The 24,758-nt window shown below is 32.7% G+C and carries 23 protein-coding genes; 12 read left to right on the forward strand and 11 right to left on the reverse strand.

Annotated elements, in window-relative coordinates; genetic code table 11:
- Positions 1–116: 116 nt before the first annotated feature.
- Positions 117–1,130, forward strand: a complete 1,014-nt coding sequence (locus ACXAFS_RS14895; RefSeq protein ID WP_475307954.1) for a PorP/SprF family type IX secretion system membrane protein — start codon at positions 117–119, stop codon at positions 1,128–1,130.
- A 44-nt stretch (positions 1,131–1,174) separates the two neighbouring features.
- On the opposite strand, the gene ACXAFS_RS14900 is transcribed toward ACXAFS_RS14895, so the two are convergent.
- Positions 1,175–2,341, reverse strand: coding sequence for a vWA domain-containing protein (locus ACXAFS_RS14900; RefSeq protein WP_475307955.1), 1,167 nt, complete (start codon positions 2,339–2,341; stop codon positions 1,175–1,177).
- Positions 2,342–2,346: 5 nt separating this feature from the next.
- Positions 2,347–3,378 (reverse strand): SIMPL domain-containing protein, encoded by a 1,032-nt coding sequence (locus ACXAFS_RS14905; protein ID WP_475307957.1) that lies wholly within the window; start codon positions 3,376–3,378, stop codon positions 2,347–2,349.
- A gap of 213 nt (positions 3,379–3,591) precedes the next feature.
- Here ACXAFS_RS14905 and ACXAFS_RS14910 point away from each other — a divergent pair, with 213 nt between their 5' ends.
- From ACXAFS_RS14910 to ACXAFS_RS14920, 3 genes are all read left to right on the forward strand, one after another.
- Positions 3,592–5,763 (forward strand): histidine kinase, encoded by a 2,172-nt coding sequence (locus tag ACXAFS_RS14910; RefSeq protein ID WP_475307958.1) that lies wholly within the window; start codon positions 3,592–3,594, stop codon positions 5,761–5,763.
- 75 nt (positions 5,764–5,838) lie between these two features.
- On the forward strand, positions 5,839–6,573 hold the full coding sequence (locus ACXAFS_RS14915) for a LytR/AlgR family response regulator transcription factor (RefSeq protein WP_475307960.1): 735 nt from the start codon (positions 5,839–5,841) through the stop codon (positions 6,571–6,573).
- A complete protein-coding gene (locus tag ACXAFS_RS14920) occupies positions 6,573–7,229 on the forward strand; it encodes a class I SAM-dependent methyltransferase (protein ID WP_475307961.1) in 657 nt (218 codons plus the stop codon). The genes ACXAFS_RS14915 and ACXAFS_RS14920 overlap by 1 nt, the downstream gene beginning before the upstream one ends.
- A gap of 45 nt (positions 7,230–7,274) precedes the next feature.
- Here the strand turns inward: ACXAFS_RS14920 and folK are convergent, their stop codons facing one another.
- Positions 7,275–8,402, reverse strand: coding sequence for a 2-amino-4-hydroxy-6-hydroxymethyldihydropteridine diphosphokinase (folK, locus tag ACXAFS_RS14925; protein WP_475307962.1), 1,128 nt, complete (start codon positions 8,400–8,402; stop codon positions 7,275–7,277).
- 71 nt (positions 8,403–8,473) lie between these two features.
- Between folK and ACXAFS_RS14930 the strand changes: the two genes are divergently transcribed.
- The 4 genes from ACXAFS_RS14930 to rpsU all read left to right on the forward strand — a co-directional run bounded on the left by ACXAFS_RS14930 (position 8,474) and on the right by rpsU (position 13,257).
- Positions 8,474–9,178: a queuosine precursor transporter gene (locus tag ACXAFS_RS14930; protein WP_475307964.1), complete on the forward strand. Its 705-nt coding sequence runs from the start codon at positions 8,474–8,476 to the stop codon at positions 9,176–9,178.
- Positions 9,179–9,274: 96 nt separating this feature from the next.
- On the forward strand, positions 9,275–11,935 hold the full coding sequence (locus tag ACXAFS_RS14935; protein WP_475307965.1) for an AsmA family protein: 2,661 nt from the start codon (positions 9,275–9,277) through the stop codon (positions 11,933–11,935).
- A 114-nt stretch (positions 11,936–12,049) separates the two neighbouring features.
- Complete coding sequence (locus ACXAFS_RS14940) at positions 12,050–12,913, forward strand: sigma-70 family RNA polymerase sigma factor (RefSeq protein ID WP_426431534.1); 864 nt, start codon at positions 12,050–12,052, stop codon at positions 12,911–12,913.
- Between the two features lie 149 nt (positions 12,914–13,062).
- The gene (gene rpsU, locus ACXAFS_RS14945) at positions 13,063–13,257 is read left to right on the forward strand and encodes a 30S ribosomal protein S21 (RefSeq protein ID WP_076619898.1); all 195 of its coding nucleotides are present in this window, start codon (positions 13,063–13,065) and stop codon (positions 13,255–13,257) included.
- Between the two features lie 82 nt (positions 13,258–13,339).
- Here rpsU and ACXAFS_RS14950 read toward each other — a convergent pair whose 3' ends face one another.
- Together ACXAFS_RS14950 and ACXAFS_RS14955 are read right to left on the reverse strand one after the other, a co-directional pair.
- Complete coding sequence (locus tag ACXAFS_RS14950; protein ID WP_475307966.1) at positions 13,340–13,591, reverse strand: hypothetical protein; 252 nt, start codon at positions 13,589–13,591, stop codon at positions 13,340–13,342.
- Between the two features lie 71 nt (positions 13,592–13,662).
- Positions 13,663–14,457 (reverse strand): DUF2797 domain-containing protein, encoded by a 795-nt coding sequence (locus ACXAFS_RS14955; RefSeq protein WP_475307968.1) that lies wholly within the window; start codon positions 14,455–14,457, stop codon positions 13,663–13,665.
- A 103-nt stretch (positions 14,458–14,560) separates the two neighbouring features.
- Between ACXAFS_RS14955 and ACXAFS_RS14960 the strand changes: the two genes are divergently transcribed.
- The gene (locus ACXAFS_RS14960; protein ID WP_475307969.1) at positions 14,561–16,078 is read left to right on the forward strand and encodes a GH3 auxin-responsive promoter family protein; all 1,518 of its coding nucleotides are present in this window, start codon (positions 14,561–14,563) and stop codon (positions 16,076–16,078) included.
- Positions 16,079–16,222: 144 nt separating this feature from the next.
- Positions 16,223–17,413, forward strand: coding sequence for a hypothetical protein (locus ACXAFS_RS14965; RefSeq protein ID WP_475307970.1), 1,191 nt, complete (start codon positions 16,223–16,225; stop codon positions 17,411–17,413).
- A 265-nt stretch (positions 17,414–17,678) separates the two neighbouring features.
- On the opposite strand, the gene clpX is transcribed toward ACXAFS_RS14965, so the two are convergent.
- From clpX to ACXAFS_RS14995, 6 genes are all read right to left on the reverse strand, one after another.
- Entirely contained in the window at positions 17,679–18,908 is a 1,230-nt protein-coding gene (gene clpX, locus ACXAFS_RS14970) for an ATP-dependent Clp protease ATP-binding subunit ClpX (protein ID WP_475307971.1), read from the reverse strand.
- 49 nt (positions 18,909–18,957) lie between these two features.
- Entirely contained in the window at positions 18,958–19,632 is a 675-nt protein-coding gene (gene clpP / locus ACXAFS_RS14975) for an ATP-dependent Clp endopeptidase proteolytic subunit ClpP (protein WP_475307973.1), read from the reverse strand.
- A gap of 145 nt (positions 19,633–19,777) precedes the next feature.
- Positions 19,778–21,100 (reverse strand): trigger factor, encoded by a 1,323-nt coding sequence (gene tig, locus ACXAFS_RS14980; RefSeq protein WP_475307974.1) that lies wholly within the window; start codon positions 21,098–21,100, stop codon positions 19,778–19,780.
- A 76-nt stretch (positions 21,101–21,176) separates the two neighbouring features.
- Positions 21,177–21,527 carry a phage holin family protein gene (locus ACXAFS_RS14985; RefSeq protein ID WP_475307975.1) on the reverse strand — a complete coding sequence of 117 codons (351 nt, stop codon included), beginning with the start codon at positions 21,525–21,527 and terminating at the stop codon, positions 21,177–21,179.
- 23 nt (positions 21,528–21,550) lie between these two features.
- The gene (locus tag ACXAFS_RS14990; RefSeq protein ID WP_475307977.1) at positions 21,551–22,315 is read right to left on the reverse strand and encodes an alpha/beta fold hydrolase; all 765 of its coding nucleotides are present in this window, start codon (positions 22,313–22,315) and stop codon (positions 21,551–21,553) included.
- A complete protein-coding gene (locus ACXAFS_RS14995) occupies positions 22,312–23,025 on the reverse strand; it encodes a pyridoxine 5'-phosphate synthase (protein ID WP_475307978.1) in 714 nt (237 codons plus the stop codon). Before ACXAFS_RS14995 ends, ACXAFS_RS14990 begins: the two co-directional genes overlap by 4 nt.
- Before the next feature lie 92 nt (positions 23,026–23,117).
- On the opposite strand from ACXAFS_RS14995, the gene ACXAFS_RS15000 reads away from it, so the two are divergent.
- Both ACXAFS_RS15000 and ACXAFS_RS15005 read left to right on the forward strand, forming a co-directional pair.
- Entirely contained in the window at positions 23,118–23,774 is a 657-nt protein-coding gene (locus ACXAFS_RS15000) for a CBS domain-containing protein (protein ID WP_475307979.1), read from the forward strand.
- Positions 23,775–23,776: 2 nt separating this feature from the next.
- Positions 23,777–24,655 (forward strand): NAD kinase, encoded by an 879-nt coding sequence (locus ACXAFS_RS15005; protein ID WP_475308019.1) that lies wholly within the window; start codon positions 23,777–23,779, stop codon positions 24,653–24,655.
- The last annotated feature ends 103 nt before the right edge of the window (positions 24,656–24,758 follow it).

The raw sequence follows: 24,758 nt of genomic DNA on the forward strand, positions 1-24,758 counted from the left end.
AACGGCAACAACATGCCATCGAGCGACTATTGGTTCACCGTAGAGTACCTGGAGCCCCTTACCAACCAAACAAAAGAGTTTAAAGCCCATTTTACCTTGAAACGATAAAAGAAATTATGAAATTAAAAAAGTTTTGTTTAGTAGCATTTACAGTCTTAACTGCAAATTTTAGTTTTGCTCAAGAAGGTGTTCCGATTTATTCAGATTATTTAACAGATAATTATTATCTAATACATCCTTCAATGGCTGGTGTTGCAAATTGTGCTAAAGTTAGATTAACTGCCAGGCAGCAATGGTTTGGAGTAGATGACGCTCCTAGTTTACAAACATTGAGTATTAATGGTAGAGTTGGGGATACACCTGTAGGAATTGGTGGGATTGTATTCAATGATTCTAATGGTTATCATTCTACGTTAGGTGGATATGCTAGTTTTGCATATCATTTAATGTTTTCTAGAAATGAGATAGATCTTAATATGTTATCATTTGGGATAAATGCAGGCTTTTTACAGTATAAAGTAGATGCAAGCACATGGTTAGGGCCTGGTGATGAATTTGATCCATTAGCAACAAGCTCTACAGCTACGAATTTTAATATAGATGCTGGCTTTTCTTATCATTTCTTAGATTTTTATGCGCATTTTACAGCAAAGAATATCTTAGAAAATGATGGTATCAACTGGAATCGTAATGGTGATCAATGGGAATTTAGAAACTTAAGAACATACTTGTTTTCTACTGGTTATACATTTAGTAAGTATGGAAGTGACTGGAGCTATGAGCCTTCTATAATGTACATGTACAGAGATGCTACAGAAGAGTCTTCAATAGATATAAATGCTAAGGTTTATCGCGAAATGGATTTTGGTAAAGTTTGGGGTGGATTATCTTACAGACGTAGTTTAGATGGTGCTGAGTTTGTAGATGGGTCTGGAGTGAGTAGTCAAAAACTACAATATTTCACACCTTTTGTCGGTGTAGATTATAACAATTTTGTGTTTGCTTACACATATTCATATCAAGCAAATACAGTTAACTTTAATAAAGGTGGTTTCCATCAAATAACTTTAGGTTACAACTTTAATTGTAAAAGAGAGAAGTTTGAGTGTAATTGTCCTGCAATTAACTAAAACAAAAAAGGCTCGATTTTTAATCGAGCCTTTTTTGTTATTGCCTATTCCCAGACATAGTTTTTGTTTTTAGCTTGGGTTTTTATTGCATTAACCATAGCATTTTCTAATCCGTTAGTTTCTTCATTAGATTTTTTAGCGATATATGATTTTCGTTTTATGTTGAGTTCGGCAATTTCTTTTTGAAGCTTTTCGCGCTCAACTCTTTTCTTTTCAACATAAGATTTTATTTCATCTTTAGATTTTCCTTTTAATTCTTCAGGTAATTGTTTTTCATCTAAATCTTCATAAGAAAAATCAGCTTCTTTTTCTGCGTCAACTAAATCCCAAGAACTATTCATATAAAGTCTAGAGCTTTTACTCACAGTTCTACTTACTGCATTAGCTTTGTTATAACTCATAGCATTAATGTCTTGTTCTGCTTGCATTTCCATTTTTTGTCTTCCTAAGTATCCATAAGCAACATACGTTTTGTTTAGTTTCTCATTGAGTTCTAAAATCTTATCGTCATAAGGAGATGCTATGTGAACAGTGGCTTTGTTTTGATTAATAGCCATGTAATCTCCGTGTGTAAGATCTGCTCCATCTTTCCAAAAACCTGATATTCCTTGGTTATAGTCTCCACAAAAAATAGTGTTTACCGTAACGTCTTTTTGATGTGCAAGTTTAGAGGCTTCCTTGTAACTAACTGTACCTTGGGTATAAGGCTCATTTCCTGCGATAAAAATTAATTTTAAGTCATCTTCTTTATCTCCCCAATTAAGTTGATCTAAAGCTGTTTTTACAACTTTACCACAGTATTCATTACCACCTTTTGTAGTTAAAGAGAAAAGGGATTTAGAGATTTCGTCCAAATCATCACTAAAGGCAAGTACTTGTCTTAAATACCCTTCATCTGCATTAAGATTATCATTGCCATATTCATAAAGCGCAATTTTAAGATTAGGGTTTTGCTCCTCACATTTGGCATAAGAAAGTTCATTTACAATTTCCCATAATTGCGCCTTAGCTTGGTCGATTAGACCATCCATACTATTACTCGTATCTAGTAATAATGCGACTTTAATTTCAGGTTTATCGGTTTTTAAATTCGTTTCAATCACTGTTTGATTGATGGCAAGGTCTTGCTGATTTTGTTTTGTGTTTGCATTGCAAGTAGTAAGTGATAGTATTCCCATCATTACTACAAATGGTTTTGTTATTGCTTTCATGTTTGTTAATTTTTTGTGTTTAATTCTTTTACATCTATAGTACCATTAGGCGAAATGACATAGTATTTATGATCAATTTCGGTTTTTGTAACTGTTTGTGGCTTTTGCTCTTTAGGCTTTGGTGTGTAGAAAAGTTTTATGTTCATTCCTATTTGAACAACAGGTTCTAATATTGATGGATTTACCACAATATCATACTGTTCATAAGTCAGTGGTTGGTAGTAATAAGACGTTTGCTTTTTTGCACTGGTGACACCTTTGTTAGTTTTTAAAGCTTCAAAAGAAACACTGTTGTAAGCCTGGTAACTTTGGTAGAAATCTTTTGGGAAATAACAGTACTTATCATCTGCAATTTTAACATCATAGTTAGCCATGTCAAAGCCTAGTGTTGTATAGTATGCTTTTTTCTCAGCAATGAGTTTCAATAATTGATCTTGAAGATTTTTATAAACTTCCTGAATGTTTTCAATAAAATAATCAACCTTAACTAAGTTGTAAACTTCACTTTTGGCACAAGCTTCCAGAATGCCTTCAAATTGACTGGTTTTAGTAAATTGGATATGAATGTTCTGTTGCAATTCAAAACCTTTTGGTACTTCAGTGTATGTTTTGCTGAATAGTTTTTTTGTAACTTCTACCTCGTACACAGGTACGAAGGAAATAACATCAATAGCAAAGTCTTTTTCGGTAATTCCGAGAGCGTTTAATCTGGTTTTAATGTTGTCTATTCGCTCTTTCATAAGCGCATTAGTAGATTCTGCAGTTTCACCAATTTGAGACAAATTGAAAATAGCTGTGTACGTTGAAGCGCTCACATTTTGTAATGCTTTTACATCTATGGTAAGCACATCACTCGGATGGAGCGTTTTGTTCATCTGATGTTGAACTGTTGGGTTGTAAATGTTGGCATTTCCTGAAGTTAAAATGTTCTGTCTAGAAATGTCTTGTGTAATTTGGTTGTAATTGCCTTTGTGCTGCGCAATTATAGTATTAGCACATAAAAAAAGAAGTAAAAATGCCAGATTGATTTTTTTCATTTTGAATTTATATTATTGATTAATGAACAGTAAAACTCTGCTGAAAAAAGAGAAATAAAAATCCAGAATGAGTGAAGAAGGCTAGTTAATGAGTGAAGTAAAATCTTAAATGAGTTAACTCTAATATTTTTCTACTTAAATGACTATAAAATTGAAGTGCCCATTTTTCGATACCAAATAAAGTATGTAAGTTAGTCCTGTTAATACCTTATTTTGATAAAAATTAAACACACATATAGCCTTATATTTTTCTTCCTATTTACACTTTTAAGTTTTGGGCAAAGCAATAACACCAAAACTAAAAAGGAAGAAGCATTTTTTACAGTACGAGGTTCGGTCTATCTAAAAGACACACGAGAGCCAATAGACAATGTAAGCATACAAGTAAATGATGGTAGATATACACGTACAGACGTTTTTGGAAAGTTTGTTGTAAAGGCAAGAGTAGGAGATGAACTTACCATAATGCACAACGATTTTGAAACCGTGCATTACACTGTTTTAAGTGATGAGCGAATTACAATATTGGTAGAAGAACAAAACAAAGGACGTTATAGAAGTGTTGGGTCAGATGATGTTATAAGGCAATTTAACCAAATGATAGATTCGGCTGACGCGTACTTAAAAAAAGATGCGGCAAAGAGTATAAAATTTGTTGGAGATGCGCTTAATTATGATGTGTCGTCAAGGCAAAGCGCAGAAGCACACGAGCTTTTGGGAGATGTTTACGTTTACTGGAAGCAATATGACCTTGCTATATCTGCCTACAAAGTTAGTCTTCAAAATTTTGAAATGGCCTCGTCTAAACTGAAATTGGCAGATGCTTATACCAAGAATGAAGAGTATCAAAAAAGTATTGATTCATATAAAAGTCTTAATGAGAAGGATCTGTCTAATTACGAAAAAACGGTGTTGTACGAAGGTCTGGGTGATGCTTACTTAAAACTAAAAAACACACAACAAGCTATAAGTTCTTATGAAAAGGGATTAGAGATTTCCAAGAAACATTTAATAGCACCAAAGGTTACCGATTTAAACTCTAAAATAGCCGAAGCCTATAATCTAAAAGGTGAAGTGGCAAAGGCAAAAGGCTACTACAATAATTCACTAAAATTAGCGCAACAAGAGAACAAGAAACGTGCTGTAGAAGAGCAGGTAAAAGTTGCTGAATTCAATAGTTTAAATAGAGAATACGATAGTGAAATTGAGCTCAGAAAAGATGTTTTGGAAACACTTGAAGACATAGAAAAAGATTCTGTATTACCTAATGAAAGTCCTTTAACACCACAAAAGCAAAATTATAAATTGGGTAATGCTTATTTGCTAAATAATGATTTGGATAATGCCATTCCATCATTTAAAAAGAGTATTGAAGAAGCTGATAAAAAGGAAGACTTGGATGTAAAAAAAGATGCGACCAGAAAACTGTCTGAAGCTTTAATTGATGCTGGTGATGCAGAAGAAGGGCTTAAATGGCTAAATGAATATAAAAATACTGTTGATGAATTGTATGCCAAGAAGGTTCAAGAAATATCTCAAGCAGCTCGTTTTAGCCGAAATATTGCCGAACAACAAAATAGAATTACATCCTTAGAAAGTGATAGAGCCTTATCCAAAAGCAAGTATGAGCTTACTCAAGAGCGCAACAAGCGTCAGCAACTTATTATTTATTCTCTGCTTGGCGGATTGTTATTGCTTTTAATTACAGGATTTTTAATGTACAAATACATAAAGCAACAACGATTAGCTAATAATCTCTTGGCATTAAAATCTTTGAGAAGCCAGATGAATCCACACTTTATTTTCAACGCCTTAAACTCGGTAAATAGTTTTATTGCAACTAACGATGAGCGTACAGCAAACAAATATTTATCTGATTTTTCGCTGTTAATGCGTGCTGTTTTAGAGAATAGTGAAGAAGATTTTATTCCACTAAAAAAAGAAATCGAATTGCTTCAATTGTACACTAAACTAGAACATTTTAGATTTCAAGATAAGTTTGAGTATTCTATAGGTGTAGACGAAAGTGTAAATGTTGATGAATTTCAAATTCCACCAATGCTGCTGCAGCCTTATATCGAAAATGCAGTATGGCATGGTCTGCGTTACAAAAAAGAAAAAGGACATCTAAATATAGCTATAAAACCAAAATCAAAAGACGAAATTACAATTACCATTTCAGATGATGGAATTGGTAGAACACGCTCTAAACAAATGAAGACTGAGAATCAGAAAAAGCAGAATTCTAAAGGGATGAACAACATCAAGAAGCGTGTTGCAATTTTAAACGAAATGTATAAAGACAAGGTAGATGTAACGATTGAAGATTTTCAACAAACTGAAGATGTAGGTACCAAAGTTGTGGTGACTTTAAAGAAGGATTAATAAAGTTTGAAGCTAGACGTAAGAAGTTAGAAGTAACTTCGTGCTTCTTTCTTCTTACTTCCAACTCAGAAAAACATGAAACTAAACGCAATACTAGTAGAAGACGAAGAAACCAGTAGAGCTATTCTACGAAATTATCTCAGTAAATACTGTCCAAATATTTCAATTGTAGGCGAAGCTTCTAATGTTGAAGAAGCTTTGGTACTGATTAGGAATAACGATTTAGACGTAGTCTTTTTAGATGTAGAAATGCCATATGGTAATGCGTTCGATTTGTTAGATAAAGTTGGTCATATAGATTTTGAAACCATTTTTGTTACAGCTTATAATCATTATGCTATTGAAGCTTTAAATGCACATGCATCGTACTACTTAATGAAGCCAATTTCTATAGACGAACTTATAAAAGCGGTTGACTATGTCACAGAAATAAAATCTAAAGAAGAAGCACTGCAAGACCAAGTTTTAGTACCAAAAACCAATGCTGTTAATGGAAAAATAACCTTACCACAACAAGATGGTTTTGAAGTTATAGAAACAGCAGACATTATGTATTGCAAAGCTGACGATAACTACACCGAAATCTACCTAAATAACAATAAGAAAAAGCTGGTAAGTAAGACTTTAAAATATATTGAAGAAAGTTTAAAAGACGGCAATTTCGCCAGAGTCCATAAGAGTTATTTAGTTAATGTAAATGAAGTGGTAAAGTATGTAAAAGGAAAAGGTGGAAGCGTCATTCTAAGTAACGGTAAGGAAATTATGGTGTCTGCATCTAAAAAGGCTGAATTGTTGGCTTATTTTAAATAATGACCTATAAAAAACATAAAACACCATGGCCAACCAAAGCGGTTATGGAGCAGATTTATGAGCAGCATTTTTGGGGAGGAAACGATTCAGATTTCTACTCAGGTGAAGGCTCTCACGATTCCAAAATTATTCAACCTTATATTGATAGTGTAACCGATTTTTTAAAATCATATAAAGGTCAACTAACGGTTTGTGATTTGGGTTGTGGGGATTTTAATATTGGTAAAGCCCTCGTTCCATTTACAAAAGCATATGTCGCTATAGATATCGTAGAAGTTTTAATAGAAAGAAACCAGCGATTATTTAAAGCAGACCATTTAACCTTCAAATGTATGGATATTGCTAAAGATGATTTGCCAAAAGCAGACTGTGTGATTATTAGGCAAGTACTTCAGCATTTATCTAATCAAGAGATTCAACAAATTTTAGAGAAACTAACTGCATATAAATATCTCATACTAACAGAGCATATTCCTGTTGGAGAATTTAAACCAAACATAGATATTATTGCCAATAGCCAAAACCGACTAAAACATAACAGTGGAGTAGATGTGTTGGTGGAGCCTTTTAGTTTAAAGGTTAAAGGAAGCGATGTTTTGAGTGAGGTTATTTTAGATAATGAAAGTCGAATAACCACAACTTTATTTACCTTATAAAATTATATAGGCTAAATATTGAAACGAGTTTGGGAACACAGAACATTAAGCACTAATTTCTCTTAGTAGCCACATGTAGTCTTCTCTGTTTTTTACAAAATCCTTATCAGAAATATCAATAATTTTTACGTTCAGCTCGGTTTGGTTTCTTAAGAAGTTGAGATAACCTGCATTTATTTTTTCGAGATAGTCGTCTTGTATTTCCTTTTCGTATTTACGACCTCTTTTTTTAATGTTGGCTTGTAATCGTTCTGTATTTTGGTAGAGATAAACGTATAAATCTGGTCTGGCAATATCTTTATAGACTTGGTAAAACAATTTTCTGTACAATCTAAACTCATCTTCAGCTAAGGTGACTTTAGAAAATATCAGTGATTTATGCACGTCGTAATCGCTTACCATAAAATCTTTAAAGAGATCTAGCTGCGATAAATCGTCACTAATTTGTTGGTAGCGATCTGCTAAAAAGGACATTTCTAGCGTAAAGGCATAACGCTCTGGCTCTTTGTAAAATTTTGGTAAAAACGGATTGTCAGCAAAACGCTCTAAAATCAATTTAGCATTAAAATCTTCTGCTATTTTATGAGATAAACTGGTTTTGCCTGCACCAATATTACCTTCAATAGCTATAAAATTATAGTTTCCAAAATCAAAGCGCTTCATTGGGTTTTTAAGCCAGATTTTTATAGGTTCAATTTTAGATTCATCTTTACAGTCATCTAGCAATTCACTAACTGTTTTCTGAAAAACAGGATGCTTGATGTCTTTGGCAATATTAGATAATGGAACTAAAACAAACTTACGCAGGTGTAGGGCAGGGTGTGGTATTAACAGAGACTTTTCATTGATGACTTCATCTTCGTAAAACAAGATATCTAAATCAATCTCACGAGACTCATAGGTGTCAGACTTTTTGGTAGTTCTGCCTAAATCAGCTTCAATTTGCTTAAGTACTCTTAGTAGTTTTTTAGGTTTTAATTCGGTTTCAATCTTAATGCAAGCATTGTAAAAATTATCACCTTCAAAACCTAAAGCAGGAGTTTCATAAACTTTAGAGATTTTATGAACTGCACCAACTTTTTCAAAGATAGCGTCTATGGCCAATTGCAAGTATTCTAACTTATTACCTTTGTTACTTCCTAATGCTATGTAAACGGATTTGCCTGCTGTCATGGAATTAGCAAAATAACTAAAACAAAAATTAATAGTTTATCTTTACTACAACAATTTATTAACCATTTTAAATGTCATTAAAAGACAAACTTTTAGCCCAACGCATCTATCTTTTACTCGGAAGTCTTTTTATAACCTCTTTGGTGGTTTCTAATCTTATTTTTCAGAAGTTTTTTTATTGGTATCCTGTAGATGTTGAAGTTTTTGGTAGCAAATTATTCGAAATTTCGGTAGGTATTCTGCCTTATCCAATTACATTTTTAATTACTGATTTAATCAGTGAGATTTACGGTAAAAAACGTGCTAATGATGTTGTCGTAGCAGGTATTTTTGCATCCTTATTCTCGGTTGGTATTATTTTGGTGGCAGATAGCGTGCCTGCATTAGATGACTCTCCATTAAATGATGAAACCTTCAAATTTGTGTTTAGTAAAACCATAATTGCTGTGGGTTCTAGTATGTTTGCCTATTTGTTTGCTCAGTTTATAGATATTCGGATTTATCACTTCTGGAAAAACCTGACAAAAGGAAAACATCTCTGGTTGCGTAATAATTTTTCTACCTGGATCTCACAGTTTGTAGATACATTGTCTATAATAAGTCTGTTGTGCTATTTTGAAGTTTTACCATGGTCTAGCTTTAAAGGATTATTGATTAGCGGATTTTTATTTAAAGTTTTAGTTGCCTTTTTTGATACTCCATTTTTGTATTTGGGAGTGTACCTCTTTAGAAGAAGATTTAAACTCAAGGTTAACGAAGAGATTGATCTCACCTAACTGTTATTAAATCATTAAAGTCTTGCTAAAGTTTCTTAAAAGCACAACTATTCTCCGCAACTTTGCGTATAATAAGTAAAGCTATACACTACAACCATGAAGAAATTTTTAAAGATTATCGGAATCATCTTACTAATATTTATTGCCGTTCTTATAGCAGTACCATTTGTTTTAGAGTCTAAAATAGATGCTATTGTTCAGAATTATGCAGACAAAAATTTAGATGCTGATCTAAGTTTTGATGATGTTAGTTTAAGCCTAATTTCTAGTTTTCCTAGTGCCGAAGTTAGTGTAGAGAATCTTAAAATTGTAAACAGAGCTCCGTTTAAAGGTGAAACGTTAGCGACAGCAAGAGCATTGTCTTTTGAAATGCCAATTGGCGAATTGTTTAAAGGTTCAGATGAACCGTTGATGGTTAACGAAATTATAGCAGATGAGTTATTGTTAACGCTAAAAACCAATAAAAACGGAACCACAAACTACGATATCGTAAAACAAGATGAAGACGCTTCAACAGTATCTAAATCTGAAGAACAATCTTCTGGTTTTAGTTTCGATATTCAAAACTATGAACTGAATAATAGTGCTTTTACTTACATAGACGAAGAATCTAATACCAGCTTATACGCAACAGAAGTTAATCATAATGGTAAGGGCGTTTTTTCTGGGGAAACCTCAGAATTAGATACCAAAACAGAAGCAAAAATTAGCATGTCTGTGGATAGCACGCAATATTTGAGTAATAATAGCATAAAATTAGATGCTTTAATCGGAATGGATTTAGAGCAAAATAAATACACCTTTAAAGAAAATAAAGGCTTTATTAATGCATTGCCATTAGAGTTTGAAGGGTTTGTGCAAATGGTTGAAGAAGGGCAGCAAATTGATATTACGTTTAAGAATCCAGAATCATCATTTAAAGATTTTTTAGCGGTAATACCAGAAGCTTATGCTAAGAATATTGAAAACGTAAATACCACAGGAAATTTTACAGTTAATGGTGTTATAAAAGGTTTAGTGTCTGAAGAAACTATACCAAAATTAGACATTAATATGAAGTCTGATAACGCATCATTTAAATATCCAGATTTACCAAAAAGTGTTAGAAACATCATGATAAATGCTTCTGTGAAGAACACAACAGGAAATGCAGATGATACCTATGTAGACTTAAATCAGTTAGATTTTAAAATAGATGAAGATGTTTTTAAGTCCGAAGCTCACATAAAAAACCTAACAGGTAATATGTTGGTGAATGCTAACTTAGATGGTGTTTTAAATTTGGCGAATATAACAAAAGCCTATCCTGTAGAGTTAGAAAATCAGTTGAGCGGAATTTTAAAAGGAAAGCTCAACACATCTTTTGATATGGATGCTATTGAAACCAACGCGTATCAGAGAATAAAGAATAATGGTAGCGTGTCTGTTTCCGATTTTGTGTTTTCTTCGGAAGATATTGTAAATCCTATTCAAATAAATAAAGCTAACCTTACTTTTAAACCTGGTACTGTAAGTCTTAACAGCTTTGATGCACAGACAGGTAAAAGTGATTTTTCGGCAACAGGTACTATTAATAACCTTCTTGGGTTTTTGTTGAGTGATAAAAAGCTTCAAGGAAACTTTAATGTAAATTCTAATACGTTTGCTATTGCGGACTTTATGGTAGAAGATGAATCTGCTTCAGAAACATCAAATAAAACAACTTCAGATTCAGAATCGCTTAAGATTCCAGACTTTTTAGACTGTACCATAACAGCAAATGCTAAAACTGTTATTTATGATAACTTAAACTTAAAGAACGTCAAAGGTCAATTATCTATCAAAGACCAGAATGCCAATTTAAGCAATATGACCACAGATTTATTCAATGGTCAGTTGGGTATTTCAGGTAATGTAAATACAAAAGAAGCAAAGCCAAAATTTGATATGAAACTGGCAATGCAGCAGTTTGATATTTCACAATCATTCAAAGATTTGGAGATGCTTCAGGCTTTGGCACCAATAGCGAAAGTAGTGCAAGGAAAATTGAATTCTACTATTGATGTGAGTGGTCTTTTAGATGAAAATTTTTCTCCAGATTTAGCCACGATTTCAGGTAATGCCTTGGCAGAAATATTAACCTCTAATGTAGATGTTAGTAAAAGTCCTTTATTGTCTGGCTTAGATAGTAAATTAGATTTTATAGACTTTAATCAGCTTCAAAAAGATATTAAAACCAAATTGAGTTTTGAAAACGGACAGGTTAGCGTAAAACCATTCACCCTAAAATATAAAGACATTCCAATTGAGGTTTCGGGTTCGCATAGTTTTTCAAATGCAATGAATTATAGTGCTGTGTTGCAAGTGCCGGCCAAATATTTGGGTAGCGATGTTAATCGATTAATTGGACAAATTAATGATGATGAGGTTAATAAAATTTCAATTCCTGTTACTGCAAATATTGGAGGTACATTTTCTAACCCAGCAATTACAACGGATTTAACAAGTGGTGTTTCTAACTTAACTAAACAGTTAGTAGAAATTCAAAAGCAAAAATTGATTGGTAAGGGTAAGGATAAAATCAACGATCTTCTAGGTAATGTTTTAGGTGGAAATAATAGTACAAAAACAGATTCAACCACTGTTAAAACAGATAGCACTAAGAAAGACCCTAAAGATGCCATAAAAGAAGGTGTTGGAAATGTATTAGGAAATATTCTAGGTGGAAAAAAGAACCGAAAAGACAAAAAAGTCCAAGATTCTACAAAAAATGATTGATTCTTATGAAGAATTGGTTCATTTCCGCTTTAGTTCTGTTAATTATTCCTCAAAATACTTGTTTATCTAGATTATTTGATTATAATATAGGTTCACAAAATTTCAGAAAACTACATGAGGCAACTTAAGATTACCAAGCAGGTAACTAACAGAGAAGACAAATCCCTAGACAAGTATTTACAAGACATAAGCAAAATTCCTTTAATTACGGCAGATGAAGAGGTGGAGTTGGCACAGCGTATAAAAAAAGGAGATCAAGAAGCTTTAGATAAGTTAACTACGGCTAATCTAAGATTTGTGGTTTCGGTAGCTAAGCAATATCAGAATCAAGGATTAAAGCTTCCAGATTTAATAAATGAAGGTAATGCAGGTTTAGTAAAAGCAGCAAAACGTTTTGATGAAACCAGAGGTTTTAAATTTATTTCTTATGCGGTTTGGTGGATTAGACAAGCTATTTTGCAAGCTTTGGCAGAGCAATCTCGTATTGTACGTTTACCGTTAAACAAGATTGGTACAATAAATAAAATTAACAAGACCTATTCGCACTTAGAGCAAATACATCAGAGACCACCAAATGCTGAAGAAATAGCAAGAGAGTTGGATATAAGTACACGAGAGGTAAAACAATCTATGAAAAATTCTGGTCGTCATTTATCTATGGATGCACCACTCAAAGAAGGCGAAACCTTTAGTCTTTATGATGTGGTAAGTGAGAGCGAATCTCCAAGACCAGACAAAGATTTAATGCAGGCATCTCTTAATACAGAAATTGAGCGTGCTTTAGATACATTGACTCAAAAAGAGAGTGATGTTATTCGTCTAAACTTTGGTATTGGCAATCAACCACCAATGACTTTAGAAGAGATAGGAAGTATCTATGACCTTACAAGAGAACGCGTAAGACAAATTAGAGAAAAAGGAATAAGAAGATTACGCCATGCAAGTAAGAGTAAAATCTTAAAGACTTATTTAGGATAATCTAGCATATTATTGTTTTGTGATAATAGCGAAAAAAAATAGATATATAAAAATCTTAATTATTGAGAAAAATAATTTTTTATTTTCAAATAGTTAGCCTATATTTGCCGACCATTTGCAAGATATAGATAATAAAAAACTAGCGATAGATGATTAAAATCGAAATTAAAGAAGGAGAGAATATAGAAAGAGCTCTTAAGCGTTATAAGCGTAAGCACAGAAATGTACAGATTATGCAAAACTTAAGAGAGTCTCGTTATTTCACTAAACCATCTGTTAAGAGAAGAAGAGAGATTCAAAAAGCAGAATATATTCAGAGTTTAAGAGACGCAGAAAACATCTAGGTCTCTAGCTTTTTATTTTACAATATTAAAAGAGCAACAATTTGTTGCTCTTTTTTCATTTCCGATAATCAAATAAAAGAGATTATCTAAAATTTTCATTTTCTGCTCTAACTTCCAAAGGTTCTATTGGGTGATCTTCATAAAAATGCTCAAAAGTTTTGTCTGTAGAGTAGTTATCTGTCAATACTTTATACACCATAATAACGACTAAAATTTGTCCAATAACCGTAAGGTAAAATACCCAATTAAAAGGAAAATTCATTGAACACATTATAGTGATAGTTATTAATAGTAGTGTAGTAATTGCAATGTAAAGGAATGGTGACTGCTTCATCTTCTTTTTGTTTAAATTTAGCTATTTTAAACTAAACAAAATAAATTTTAACGCAATCCTAACAATCTGTTTTATAGGACGTTTAAGTTTACAACGAGACCTTCATTTGCTCTAATATTAAATACGGTATCATCTTCAAAAATGAGGTATTGTCCTTTGATACCAACAAGTTTTCCAGAGTAAGTAACTTGCTTTTGTATATTTAAACTTTTAGGTTTTTCAGGATAGTGTTCTACTGGAAAATTAAGATGTGTTTCAGCATTATTTTCTATAAAGTAATCTTTAACTTCATCAGGAATGTAAGTTTTTAAGCGTTGTCTCCATTCGGTTAAATCCTCATCTACATTATCATTTCTTAGCATTTTTCGCCAATTAGTTTTATCTGCAACATGATCTTTTAAAGCAACTTCGGTAATACCTGCTAGATAACGATTGGGAACTTCAACAATTTCAATAGCTTCATGAGCGCCTTGATCTATCCAACGTGTAGGAACTTGGCTTTTTCTGGTAACACCAACCTTAACATTGCTAGAGTTAGCAAGGTATACGATATGTGGCTGTAGCTGAACCTTTTTTTCATATTCTAAGTCTCTATCTTCTTTTCCTAAATGTGCTGTACTTAGTTCAGGTCGCATTATCCAATCACCAGCAATAGGTTTATCAAAAAAACAACTCTTACAAAATCCCTGTCTGTAAATAGGTTTGTCTAGTCCACAGCTCAAACATTGATGTCCAACATGTTTAATTTCAAGAGTTTTGTTAATGAGTTGATTCATGTGAATAAAATCATTCTCAAATACCAAATAATATTGAATTGGTTCTAAAAATTCAGTCTGCATTTTAGTGAGGACACCTGTATAAATCATAAAAGAAATTTATTAAATTTAGCTTTTGGATTTTCAAGAAATTAAATCTGAAAATAAACTTATAATAGCTTAATACCGTTTAACGGTTAAAGATAACCAATCCATGCCAATTCCTATCGTAAATTCTATTGCTTCGTGGTTTTTAAAAAAACGATTTCATCAAATAGATTTGTTTTTAAAGTATCCAAACGAAGTGCAAAACGAATTACTTTTTAGTCTTTTAAAGTTTGCTAAGGATACAGAGATTGGAAAGAAATACGATTTTGCTTCAATAAAAACATATAGGGAGTTTAACGAGCGTTTACCTGTTGTGAGCTATGAAGATGTGCAGCCTATGATAGAGCGTTCTCGCCAAGGAGAGCAAAATATCTTTTGGCCCAGACCAATAAAATGGTTTGCAAAATCTAGTGGTACAACCAACTCAAAGAGTAAATTTATTCCTGTAAGTAATGAGTCTTTGGAAGATTGTCATTATGCAGCGAGTAAAGACTTGCTGTGTATGTATCTTAATAATAATGAAAACGCACAACTCTTTACTGGTAAAAGCCTTCGCTTAGGCGGAAGCAAGGAGCTTTACAAGGAAAATGGAACTGTTTTTGGTGATCTCAGTGCTATCCTAATAGATAATATGCCCTTTTGGGCAGAGTTTAGTAGTACACCTAGTAGTAAAGTGTCTTTAATGAGTGAGTGGGAAGCTAAAATGCAAGCCATTGTAGAGGAAACTATAGAAGAAAATGTAACAAGTTTAGCAGGTGTACCATCATGGATGTTAGTTTTACTTAACAACGTACTAGAAAAAACAGGAAAAGACAATCTCTTTGATGTTTGGCCAAACCTCGAAGTGTACTTTCATGGTGGAGTCAGTTTTAATCCGTACATAGAACAGTATAGAGCAATTTTGCCAAAAAAGGAATTTAAATATTATGAAATTTACAATGCTTCTGAAGGGTTCTTTGCTATACAAGATCAGAACTATTCAGGCGATTTATTGCTGATGCTAGATTATGGTATTTTTTATGAGTTTATTCCTATGGATACTTATGGTACAAAAGATCAAAAAGTGATTTCACTTAGTGAAGTAGAATTAGGAAAAAATTACGCAGTTATTATAACAACCAATGCAGGTCTTTGGCGCTATAAAATTGGTGACACTATTAGATTTGTGAGCTTAAAACCACATAGAATTAAGGTGTCTGGCAGAACAAAACATCACATTAATGCCTTTGGTGAAGAGCTAATCATTGAAAATGCAGAAGATGCCCTTAAGAAGGTGTGTAAAAGAACTGCAGCGGAGATTGTAGATTATACAGCAGCTCCAATATTTATGAAAGGAAAAGAAAAAGGTGCGCATGAGTGGATTATTGAGTTTAAAACACCACCAAAAAACATGTCCTATTTTGAGGAGTTATTCGATAATGCTCTTAAGGCTCTGAACTCTGATTATGAGGCAAAACGCTACAATAACATGACTTTAAATAAGCCAACAATTCATTGTGCTAGAACCAACTTGTTTTATGATTGGTTAAAAGAAAATGATAAGCTTGGAGGTCAGCACAAAGTACCTCGTTTATCAAATTCTAGGGATTATATTGAAGAATTGCTGCGTTTAAATGCTATATAAATTCCTGTTATTTCACCGAAGAAATTGGAATAATTTGAATCATTATCGAAAAAAAGAGGTGCTCGTCTAAAATTTGTAACTAAAATCAGATGCGAATTTTTATAAGCCTAAATTGGTAGGGTAATTAATCCATATCCCTACACTATGAAATCTACACTGCATGTGCTGTTGACAGCATTTATGTTTTGTACATACACTTCGTTTGGCAAAACAGATCCAGAAAAAAAGAAGATTGATAAAGCAAATAAAAGTGGTTATGCCTATGCTGTTGATATTTCAAAAATAAACTCTAAATATTCTGAAATAGCATGTGCCACCTTTAGAAAAAAATTAGTTATCGTTTCATCTAAGAAGATTGGTGGGTTAGGTAATGGAGTTGATCCAATAACTAATGAGCCATTTACAGACTTATTTTGTACAGATATTAAAGCTTATGGAGAATTATCTCAACCATTATTATTTAGTCGTATTCTAAACACAAAAGCAAATGAAGGGCAAGTGTCATTTTCTCCAGATGAGCATACTATTTATTATACAAGAAGCGAGCGAAATAACTCATTAAATTACAAGTTATATAAAGCTGAATTAAAAAAAGATTCATATGGTAAGTGGATTAATGAAATAGAACTAGCTATAAGTAGTGACGATTATTCAGTGGAAAATCCTCATGTTTCTCAAGATGGTAAGTTTTTATATTTTTCGTCTAATATGAAAGGTGGTTTTGGTGGTTTTGATATTTATAAAGCTGAAATTTATGAAGATGGGAGTATTGGTAAGCCAGAGAATTTAGGAAGAATTATCAATACTTCGGAAGACGAAAAATACCCTCATACTGCTAAAAATGGTACTGAATTATTCTTTTCATCAAAAGGACATAATAGTTTTGGAGGTTACGATATCTTTCTATCTACTATAACTAATCATAGTTTCAAAAAACCAAGAAACTTAGGTTATTCTGTAAACTCTGAAAAAGATGAAATTGCCTTTATTTTTATAGATGACAGAAAAGGTGTTTTTTCTTCAAATAAGGATAATAAGAACAATGCGTATAATCTATATAGATTTCAATCTAGAGCAATATATAACGAATTAAAGGGTATTGTAATTTCTGAAGAAGATAAAATTTTACCTCACTCTACAGTGATTCTTTTAGATAGTAGCGGTAATGAAATCGATAGGCAGATTACAAATAAAGACGCCACTTATAATTTTAGAATTAAACCTTATTTAGATTACCAAATTAAAGTGTTGAAGGAAGGTTATGAAGATTATACACTAAGTTTTGTGTCTGAGGAAAGAGAGTTAAATGCCATACTAAAGTTATTGGCTAAATAAATTTAATTCCGTTTTTTGTTTTTTAACGAAAAAAAGTGCTCCAAAATTTCATACAACGAGATTTAAAATGACTTTAACCAAAATGTTGATGAAAAGGTTTTGTCCTTAAAAGATGATACTATATTAGCTGTAAATAAATGTGCTATTAATTAATACCCTAACTATTTTATATAACATATTGTCAGCAATATTTATTAATCGATCCTAACAATAAAAAAACCACAATTTTAAAATTGTGGTTTCTTTTTTTATACGATTTATCCTTTTAGGATACTGCTTTAAGTTTCTTTAAAGTAGATTTGTTTAACCTATCTTCAGCATAAGCCTTAGTTACATTGAGCTTAGATTCTCCAGAGCCAGGTAAATCAAACATGGCTTCGGTTAATATTTCCTCGCAAAGCGAACGTAAACCACGAGCACCTAGCTTGTATTCTATTGCTTTTTCTACAATATATTCTAATGCTCCGTCTGTAATGGAAAATTCTACTTCGTCCATAGCAAACAACTTTTTATATTGCTTGATAATGGCATTTTTAGGTTCTGTTAAAATAGCTCTTAGTGTATTAGCGTCTAGAGGATCCATATGCGTTAATACAGGTAAACGGCCAATAATTTCAGGTATTAATCCAAAGTCTTTTAAATCTTTTGGAATAATATATTGAAGAATGTTGTCGTCATCTACATTATCATCTTTTATAGAGCTATAACCAATGGCTTGCATATTAAGACGCTTAGTAATTACACGCTCTATACCATCAAAAGCACCACCTGCAATAAATAAAATATGCTCTGTATTAACTTCTATAAACTTTTGGTCTGGATGTTTACGGCCACCTTTTGGTGGTACATTAACAACGGTTCCTTCTAAAAGCTTTAAAAGTGCTTGCTGTACACCTTCACCAGATACATCTCTTGTTATTGATGGATTATCACTTTTGCGAGCAATTTTATCAATTTCATCTATAAAAACGATACCACGTTGTGCTTTCTCTAAATTGTAGTCTGCAGCTTGTAGTAAACGTGTTAATATGCTTTCTACATCTTCACCAACATAACCAGCTTCTGTTAATACAGTTGCATCAACAATAGCTAGCGGTACATTAAGCATACGAGCAACGGTTTTTGCCATTAATGTTTTACCAGTACCAGTTTGGCCTACCATAATGATATTACTCTTTTGTATTTCGATATCATCATCAGAAGGTGGCTGTAATAAACGTTTGTAATGGTTGTAAACAGCTACGGACATAACACGTTTGGTGTATTCTTGTCCAATAATATACTCATCTAAGAACGCTTTTATTTCTTTTGGCTTTCTGAGCATCAATTCTGCACTTAACTCAGAATTACCTGATTGTTTAGATTCTTCAACAACAATCCCATATGCTTGCTCAATGCAACGGTCGCAGATGTGTGCATCTAGTCCAGCAATCAGTAAATTGGTTTCTGACTTTTTTCTACCACAGAATGAGCATTCTAATTCTTCTTTTGCCATAATTTTGGTTCTTGTTTAGGGGATTTTAGTCGCAAAATAATTAGTTTATTTACTTGCGTTCTAAAACTTCATCAATCATACCGTACTCTAAAGCTTCACTAGATCGCATCCAGTAATCTCTATCAGAGTCTTTTTCAACTTGTTCGTAAGGCTTTCCTGAGTGTGTAGAGATAATATTATAAAGCTCTTCTTTCACTTTTATTGTCTCACGTACTGCAATTTCCATATCAGATACTTGTCCTTGTGTACCGCTCATTGGTTGATGAATCATTACGCGAGAGTGTTTTAGAGCGGAGCGTTTTCCTTTTTCTCCAGCACATAAGAGTACTGCTGCCATTGATGCCGCTATACCAGTACATATTGTTGCTACATCTGGTTTGACAAATTGCATAGTATCATAAATGCCTAAACCAGCGTATACAGATCCACCTGGTGAGTTAATATATATTTGAATATCTTTTGAAGCATCTGTACTTTGTAAGAATAATAACTGTGCTTGAATAATATTAGCCACCTGATCGTTAACTCCAGTGCCTAGGAATATTATACGATCCATCATTAAACGAGAGAAAACGTCCATAGCAATAGCGTTTAATTGACGTTCTTCAATAATGTTTGGAGTTAAATTAGTAGGATACATACTTGTAATTATTTTCTCGTAATAATTACTATTAATACCTTGATCCTTTATAGCGAACTTTTCAAATTCTTTTCCGTAATTCATTATATTTTCAATTTGTTTTTCGATTAAAAAAAAAGCGTAAAACTTTTCAGTTCTACGCCTTAAAGATACTAATTTATTTTAGCTTCCTGCTTTCGCAGGAATGACAATTTTTGGTTACAAGGCGTAGCCTTGAGAATTTTTATACTTAGCTATAGAATTCTTTTACAAAATTATCGTAAGTGATTTCTTTTGTTTTAAGATTAGCTTCAGTCTTATATAAGTTTAATAATTTTTGACTCATCAATTGCTCAGATAAGCGTTTTACCTCATCTTGGTTAGACATTATACGAGCTGCTATATCTTCTAATTCTTTTTCAGAAGGGTTTAATTGACCAAATTGTGCCATCTGACCTTTAATCATTTCCATAGCATAAGCTTTCAACTCTTCGAATTGAACTTGTAAGTTATGATCTGCAATTAATTTACCTTCTATAAGTTGGTAGCGCATGCTTTTTTCAGACTTCTCGTATTCTTCTTTAGCTTGCTCTTCTGTCATTGGCTCTTCACCAGCTGTTTGCATCCATTTTTGAAGGAATTCAACAGGAAGATCAAACTTTGTACTTTCTAATAAGTATTCAGTGACATCGTTTAATAATTTCTGGTCACCTTGTTGTGCAAATTGCTTTTCTGAATCTTCTTTAATTTTGTCTTTTAACTCAGTTACAGAAGTTACAGCTTTAGGTCCAAAAAGCTTATCGAATAATTCTTGGTCTAAATCTGCAAGTTCTCTTTCGTTAATTTCTGAAACCTCAAAGTTTACTTTAATGTCTAATCCATGAGCATCATCATGAGACACCTTTAAGAACGTCATTAAGTCGTGGTCATCGTTAAAAAGGCCTTTAGTTTTTAGTTCAATAACATCACCAACTTTAGCTCCGATAAATTTTTTAGGGTTTGTTTTTCCTTTTAATTTATCTAAGGTAATGGTTGCAACATTCTCAATACCTTCTTCTTCATTAGTGAATTTTCCAGTAATTTCAGAATCTTTAGTTACTTCGGTTTGAGATACTAACTTGCCATATTGCTTTTGAATATGCTCAACTTGGTTGTTAATCATTTTATCATCTGCAACAATATTGTAATGTGTAATGGCTTTCTTACCTTTTAACTTTACATCAAATTCTGGTGCTAAACCTAATTCGAATTCAAAAGAAAATGCATCAGCATCCCAATCTAAATCATCTTGCGGTTTTGGTAATGGGTTACCTAAAACGTCTAACTTTTCTTCAACTAAGTACTTACCGATAGCATCTTGAAGTAACTTGTTTACCTCATCAACTAATACGGCTTTACCGTATTGTTTTTTCACTAGGCTCATAGGAACATGGCCTTTTCTAAATCCAGGAATGTTAGCAGACTTACGGTAATCTGATAAGATTTTCTCAACTTTATCGCTGTAATCTTCTTTAGCGATATCTACTTTTACAACTGCATTTAATGCGTCGATGTTTTCTCTTGTAATATTCATTATACTTAGTAACTAAAATTGGGCTGCAAAAATACAACATTTTTCACAACCCTACAATAGTTTAAATAATTGGTTTTTAGTCGTTTTTTTGCTCTTTAAAGATAGTGTGTAAGAAAGATTGGAGAATAGATAGTAAAATACTAAAGAGTAAGGCTGTCCAAAAACTATTTACTGCAAATCCATCGATTAATTTGTCGGCTAAAAGAATAATTAAGGCATTAATAACTAAAAGGAATATACCTAAGGTTAAAATTGTTATTGGCAAGGTGAATATTATTAAAACAGGCTTAACAAAAAGATTAAGAATAGCCAATACAAGCGCAACGATAACTGCACCAACATATCCGTTAACAGTAACACCATTAAGGATATGAGCTAAAATAAATACCGCAAGGGCATTAATTAAAAGTCTTATAAGAAGATTCATACGATATTAAGTTTAGTATTTATTTAATATAAGAAATTAATTACTGTATTATAAAAATCTTTGGGATTTTCTGCATGCAACCAATGACCTGCATTTTTAATTGTAACAATTTCTGAATTTGGAAAATGACGATGAATTATCGCTTCATCTTGCTCGCCAATATACTCAGATCGGTCTCCTCGTAGAAACAAGGTGTCTTTATCAAAAGTAGCATGTGTTGGTAATGCCTCTCCAACTTCTGAAACGTTGTCTTTTAAAACTGGTAAATTAATTCTTAAGCCTAATTGCCCTTTTTCTACCCAATACAAATTCTTAAGCAGAAACATACGAGTGCCAGCGTCTTTTACAAAATTGCTCAATGCCTTATCTGCAGCACCACGACTTCTTATTTCGGAAAAGTCTAGACTACTTAAGCCTTCTAAAATTGCATCGTGATGTATGGGGTAATAACGTGGTGAAATATCTGCAACAATAAGTTTACTAACGAGTTCAGGAAATAGGGCAGCAAAAAGCATAGCAGTTTTTCCTCCCATAGAATGTCCTAGTAAAATAATGTCGTTGAGGTTGTGCTCCTTGCAATATGCTTTTAAATCTTCAGCCATTAACTCATAGTCAAAGTCTTCTGAATGAAAACTGCGACCATGGTTGCGTTGGTCTACCAAATGTACTTGGTAATTAGACTCTGAGAATTGTTTGGCTAAGGTTTTCCAGTTATCTCCCATGCCTAAAAAACCATGAAGAATTACAAACGGTTTCCCTTCACCAATAATATTAGAATGTAAAATCATTTTAGTTTGTCTAAATACATTTTAATAACATTTTTAGCTCCCAAATAAAGGCTTTCAGATATAAGTGCATGTCCTATAGAAACTTCTAATAAGCCTGTAATGTTCTCTTTAAAATACTTAATGTTATCTAGCGATAAATCATGGCCAGCATTAATTCCTAATCCAAGTGTATTTGCTAAGCCAGCACATTCCATATAAGGTTTTATACCTTCTTTGTTGCCTAAACTAAACTGATGAGCATAAGCTTCGGTATAAAGTTCGATTCTCTCAGTGCCTGTTTCTTTTGCTCCTTCAATTTGATGGAGATCTGGATCTACAAAAATCGAAGTCCTAATGCCATTATTTTTAAACTCTTTAATAACATCAATTAAAAAATCTTTGTGTTTTATAGTGTCCCAACCTGCATTCGAAGTTATGGCATCTTCAGCATCTGGTACCAAGGTTACTTGTGTTGGTTTTACATTAAGCACCATATCTATAAACTTTGGTATAGGATTACCTTCTATGTTGAATTCCGTAGTTACCTCTGGTTTTAAATCGTAAACATCTTGATAACGAATGTGTCTTTCATCTGGTCTTGGATGAACAGTTATGCCTTCTGCGCCAAAGCGTTGAGCATCTTTTGCAAATTGCACTACATTTGGTGCATCTCCACCTCGACTATTTCTTAGTGTTGCTATCTTGTTAATGTTAACACTTAATTTTGCCATCTTTAATTAATTTTGAACAACAAAAATACAGAACTCATCTTGGGTTTTTGTAGTTATTTTTGATTAATTTGCAAGATATTCAAACTCAAAATATGCAGTTACAGGATTTTGTTATAAACGATATAAAACCACTAAATATCACTGATAAAATAGGTGATTTACAAATGCTGTTTAATCAGCTCACATATTCTCATGTACCAATTCAAAATCAAGGTGTGTATATGGGTTGTATTTCAGAGACTGACGTGCATTGTTTTGATAGTGCTATCGCTATTAGTGATTGTAGCCACACCATTGAAGGGTTTTTTGTAAGGTCAACAACAAATTGGCTTGATGTGCTTGAAGCATTTGCTCAAAATGATTCTAATATAATGCCTGTTTTAGATGAGAAAAATGCCTATTTAGGATATTATGAGTTAAATGATATTATCCACCTATTTAATGAAACACCTTTTTTTTCTGAGCCAGGAGGTATTCTTATTGTAGAAAAAGGAATTCATGATTTTTCATTTAGTGAGATTAGCCAAATCGTTGAGTCTAATGATGCTAAACTTCTTGGTGCATTTATATCGAAAATGGGTTCGGATTTAGCACAGATAACTTTAAAAATTGGTAATACTAGTCTTAATGATATTATTCAAACATTTAGACGATATAGTTATAATATAGTGTCTGGTCACGAAGAAGACTCTTATATTGAAAGCCTCAAAGAACGCTCACAGTACTTAGACAAATACCTGAATATGTAATGATGAAAATTGCAATTTACGGTCAGAATTACTCAAAAGATTCAACTCAAAACGCACTCGAAATTTTAGTAGAGGTATTAGTAAAACATAATGTTGAAATTTTTATTGAACAAGATTTTTTAAGCCAACAACGAGAAGAAATTCAGAATAACACTCAATTAAAAGTATTTTCAGAGTTAAATCAAAGTTATGATTTACTTATAAGTATTGGTGGAGACGGAACCATATTAAGAGCTATAACGTATGTAAGAGATTTGGGTATTCCTATAGTTGGTGTAAATACTGGAAGATTAGGATTCTTAGCTACTATACAAACAGATGAAATAGAATCTGCACTTTCTGAAATTTTTAATGGAGATTATAAAATATCTGAGCGATCATTACTCAGTGTTACAACATTGCCTAACAGCAATGCAATAGGCGAAACTAACTTTGCGCTTAACGAGATAGCTTTAAGTAGAAAAAACACCACTTCAATGATTACTGTAGAAACTCATCTCGATGGTGAGTATTTAACATCATATTGGGCAGATGGTCTTATATTATCCACACCAACAGGTTCAACAGGTTATTCCCTTAGTTGCGGTGGTCCTGTAATAACTCCTGAAGCAAATAATTTTGCATTAACTCCAATTGCACCTCATAATTTAAGTGCAAGACCTTTAATTATACCAGATAAAACAAAAGTTACTTTTAAGGTAGATGGAAGGGAAGATCAATTTTTAATGTCTTTAGATTCAAGGATTGTAACTCTGCCTAATACGACAACTGTAACTGTAGAAAAAGCAAGTTTTGCAATTAAGATGGTGGAGCGGCTAGAAGAAACCTTTTTAGATACGCTTAGGAAAAAGCTACTTTGGGGAGAAGACCGACGTAATTAAGCCTTGTTTTTATACAATAAAAGCTTGTAAATACTGTTTATCACTAAGACAATTTATATCAAATTGTAATAGGCTAATCATAATTGTTATATTTGCAAACTTT

Source organism: Winogradskyella sp. ABM4_392 (genome assembly GCF_056160445.1).

Bases quoted from the DNA above. Each gene is read 5' to 3' on its own strand.
- ACXAFS_RS14895 (WP_475307954.1), top strand. From the start codon at position 117: ATGAAATTAAAAAAGTTTTGTTTAGTAGCATTTACAGTCTTAACTGCA.
- ACXAFS_RS14900 (WP_475307955.1), bottom strand. From the start codon at position 2,341: ATGAAAGCAATAACAAAACCATTTGTAGTAATGATGGGAATACTATCA.
- ACXAFS_RS14905 (WP_475307957.1), bottom strand. From the start codon at position 3,378: ATGAAAAAAATCAATCTGGCATTTTTACTTCTTTTTTTATGTGCTAAT.
- ACXAFS_RS14915 (WP_475307960.1), top strand. From the start codon at position 5,839: ATGAAACTAAACGCAATACTAGTAGAAGACGAAGAAACCAGTAGAGCT.
- ACXAFS_RS14920 (WP_475307961.1), top strand. From the start codon at position 6,573: ATGACCTATAAAAAACATAAAACACCATGGCCAACCAAAGCGGTTATG.
- folK (WP_475307962.1), bottom strand. From the start codon at position 8,402: ATGACAGCAGGCAAATCCGTTTACATAGCATTAGGAAGTAACAAAGGT.
- ACXAFS_RS14930 (WP_475307964.1), top strand. From the start codon at position 8,474: ATGTCATTAAAAGACAAACTTTTAGCCCAACGCATCTATCTTTTACTC.
- ACXAFS_RS14935 (WP_475307965.1), top strand. From the start codon at position 9,275: ATGAAGAAATTTTTAAAGATTATCGGAATCATCTTACTAATATTTATT.
- ACXAFS_RS14940 (WP_426431534.1), top strand. From the start codon at position 12,050: ATGAGGCAACTTAAGATTACCAAGCAGGTAACTAACAGAGAAGACAAA.
- rpsU (WP_076619898.1), top strand. From the start codon at position 13,063: ATGATTAAAATCGAAATTAAAGAAGGAGAGAATATAGAAAGAGCTCTT.
- ACXAFS_RS14950 (WP_475307966.1), bottom strand. From the start codon at position 13,591: ATGAAGCAGTCACCATTCCTTTACATTGCAATTACTACACTACTATTA.
- ACXAFS_RS14955 (WP_475307968.1), bottom strand. From the start codon at position 14,457: ATGATTTATACAGGTGTCCTCACTAAAATGCAGACTGAATTTTTAGAA.
- ACXAFS_RS14960 (WP_475307969.1), top strand. From the start codon at position 14,561: ATGCCAATTCCTATCGTAAATTCTATTGCTTCGTGGTTTTTAAAAAAA.
- ACXAFS_RS14965 (WP_475307970.1), top strand. From the start codon at position 16,223: ATGAAATCTACACTGCATGTGCTGTTGACAGCATTTATGTTTTGTACA.
- clpX (WP_475307971.1), bottom strand. From the start codon at position 18,908: ATGGCAAAAGAAGAATTAGAATGCTCATTCTGTGGTAGAAAAAAGTCA.
- clpP (WP_475307973.1), bottom strand. From the start codon at position 19,632: ATGAATTACGGAAAAGAATTTGAAAAGTTCGCTATAAAGGATCAAGGT.
- tig (WP_475307974.1), bottom strand. From the start codon at position 21,100: ATGAATATTACAAGAGAAAACATCGACGCATTAAATGCAGTTGTAAAA.
- ACXAFS_RS14985 (WP_475307975.1), bottom strand. From the start codon at position 21,527: ATGAATCTTCTTATAAGACTTTTAATTAATGCCCTTGCGGTATTTATT.
- ACXAFS_RS14990 (WP_475307977.1), bottom strand. From the start codon at position 22,315: ATGATTTTACATTCTAATATTATTGGTGAAGGGAAACCGTTTGTAATT.
- ACXAFS_RS14995 (WP_475307978.1), bottom strand. From the start codon at position 23,025: ATGGCAAAATTAAGTGTTAACATTAACAAGATAGCAACACTAAGAAAT.
- ACXAFS_RS15000 (WP_475307979.1), top strand. From the start codon at position 23,118: ATGCAGTTACAGGATTTTGTTATAAACGATATAAAACCACTAAATATC.
- ACXAFS_RS15005 (WP_475308019.1), top strand. From the start codon at position 23,777: ATGAAAATTGCAATTTACGGTCAGAATTACTCAAAAGATTCAACTCAA.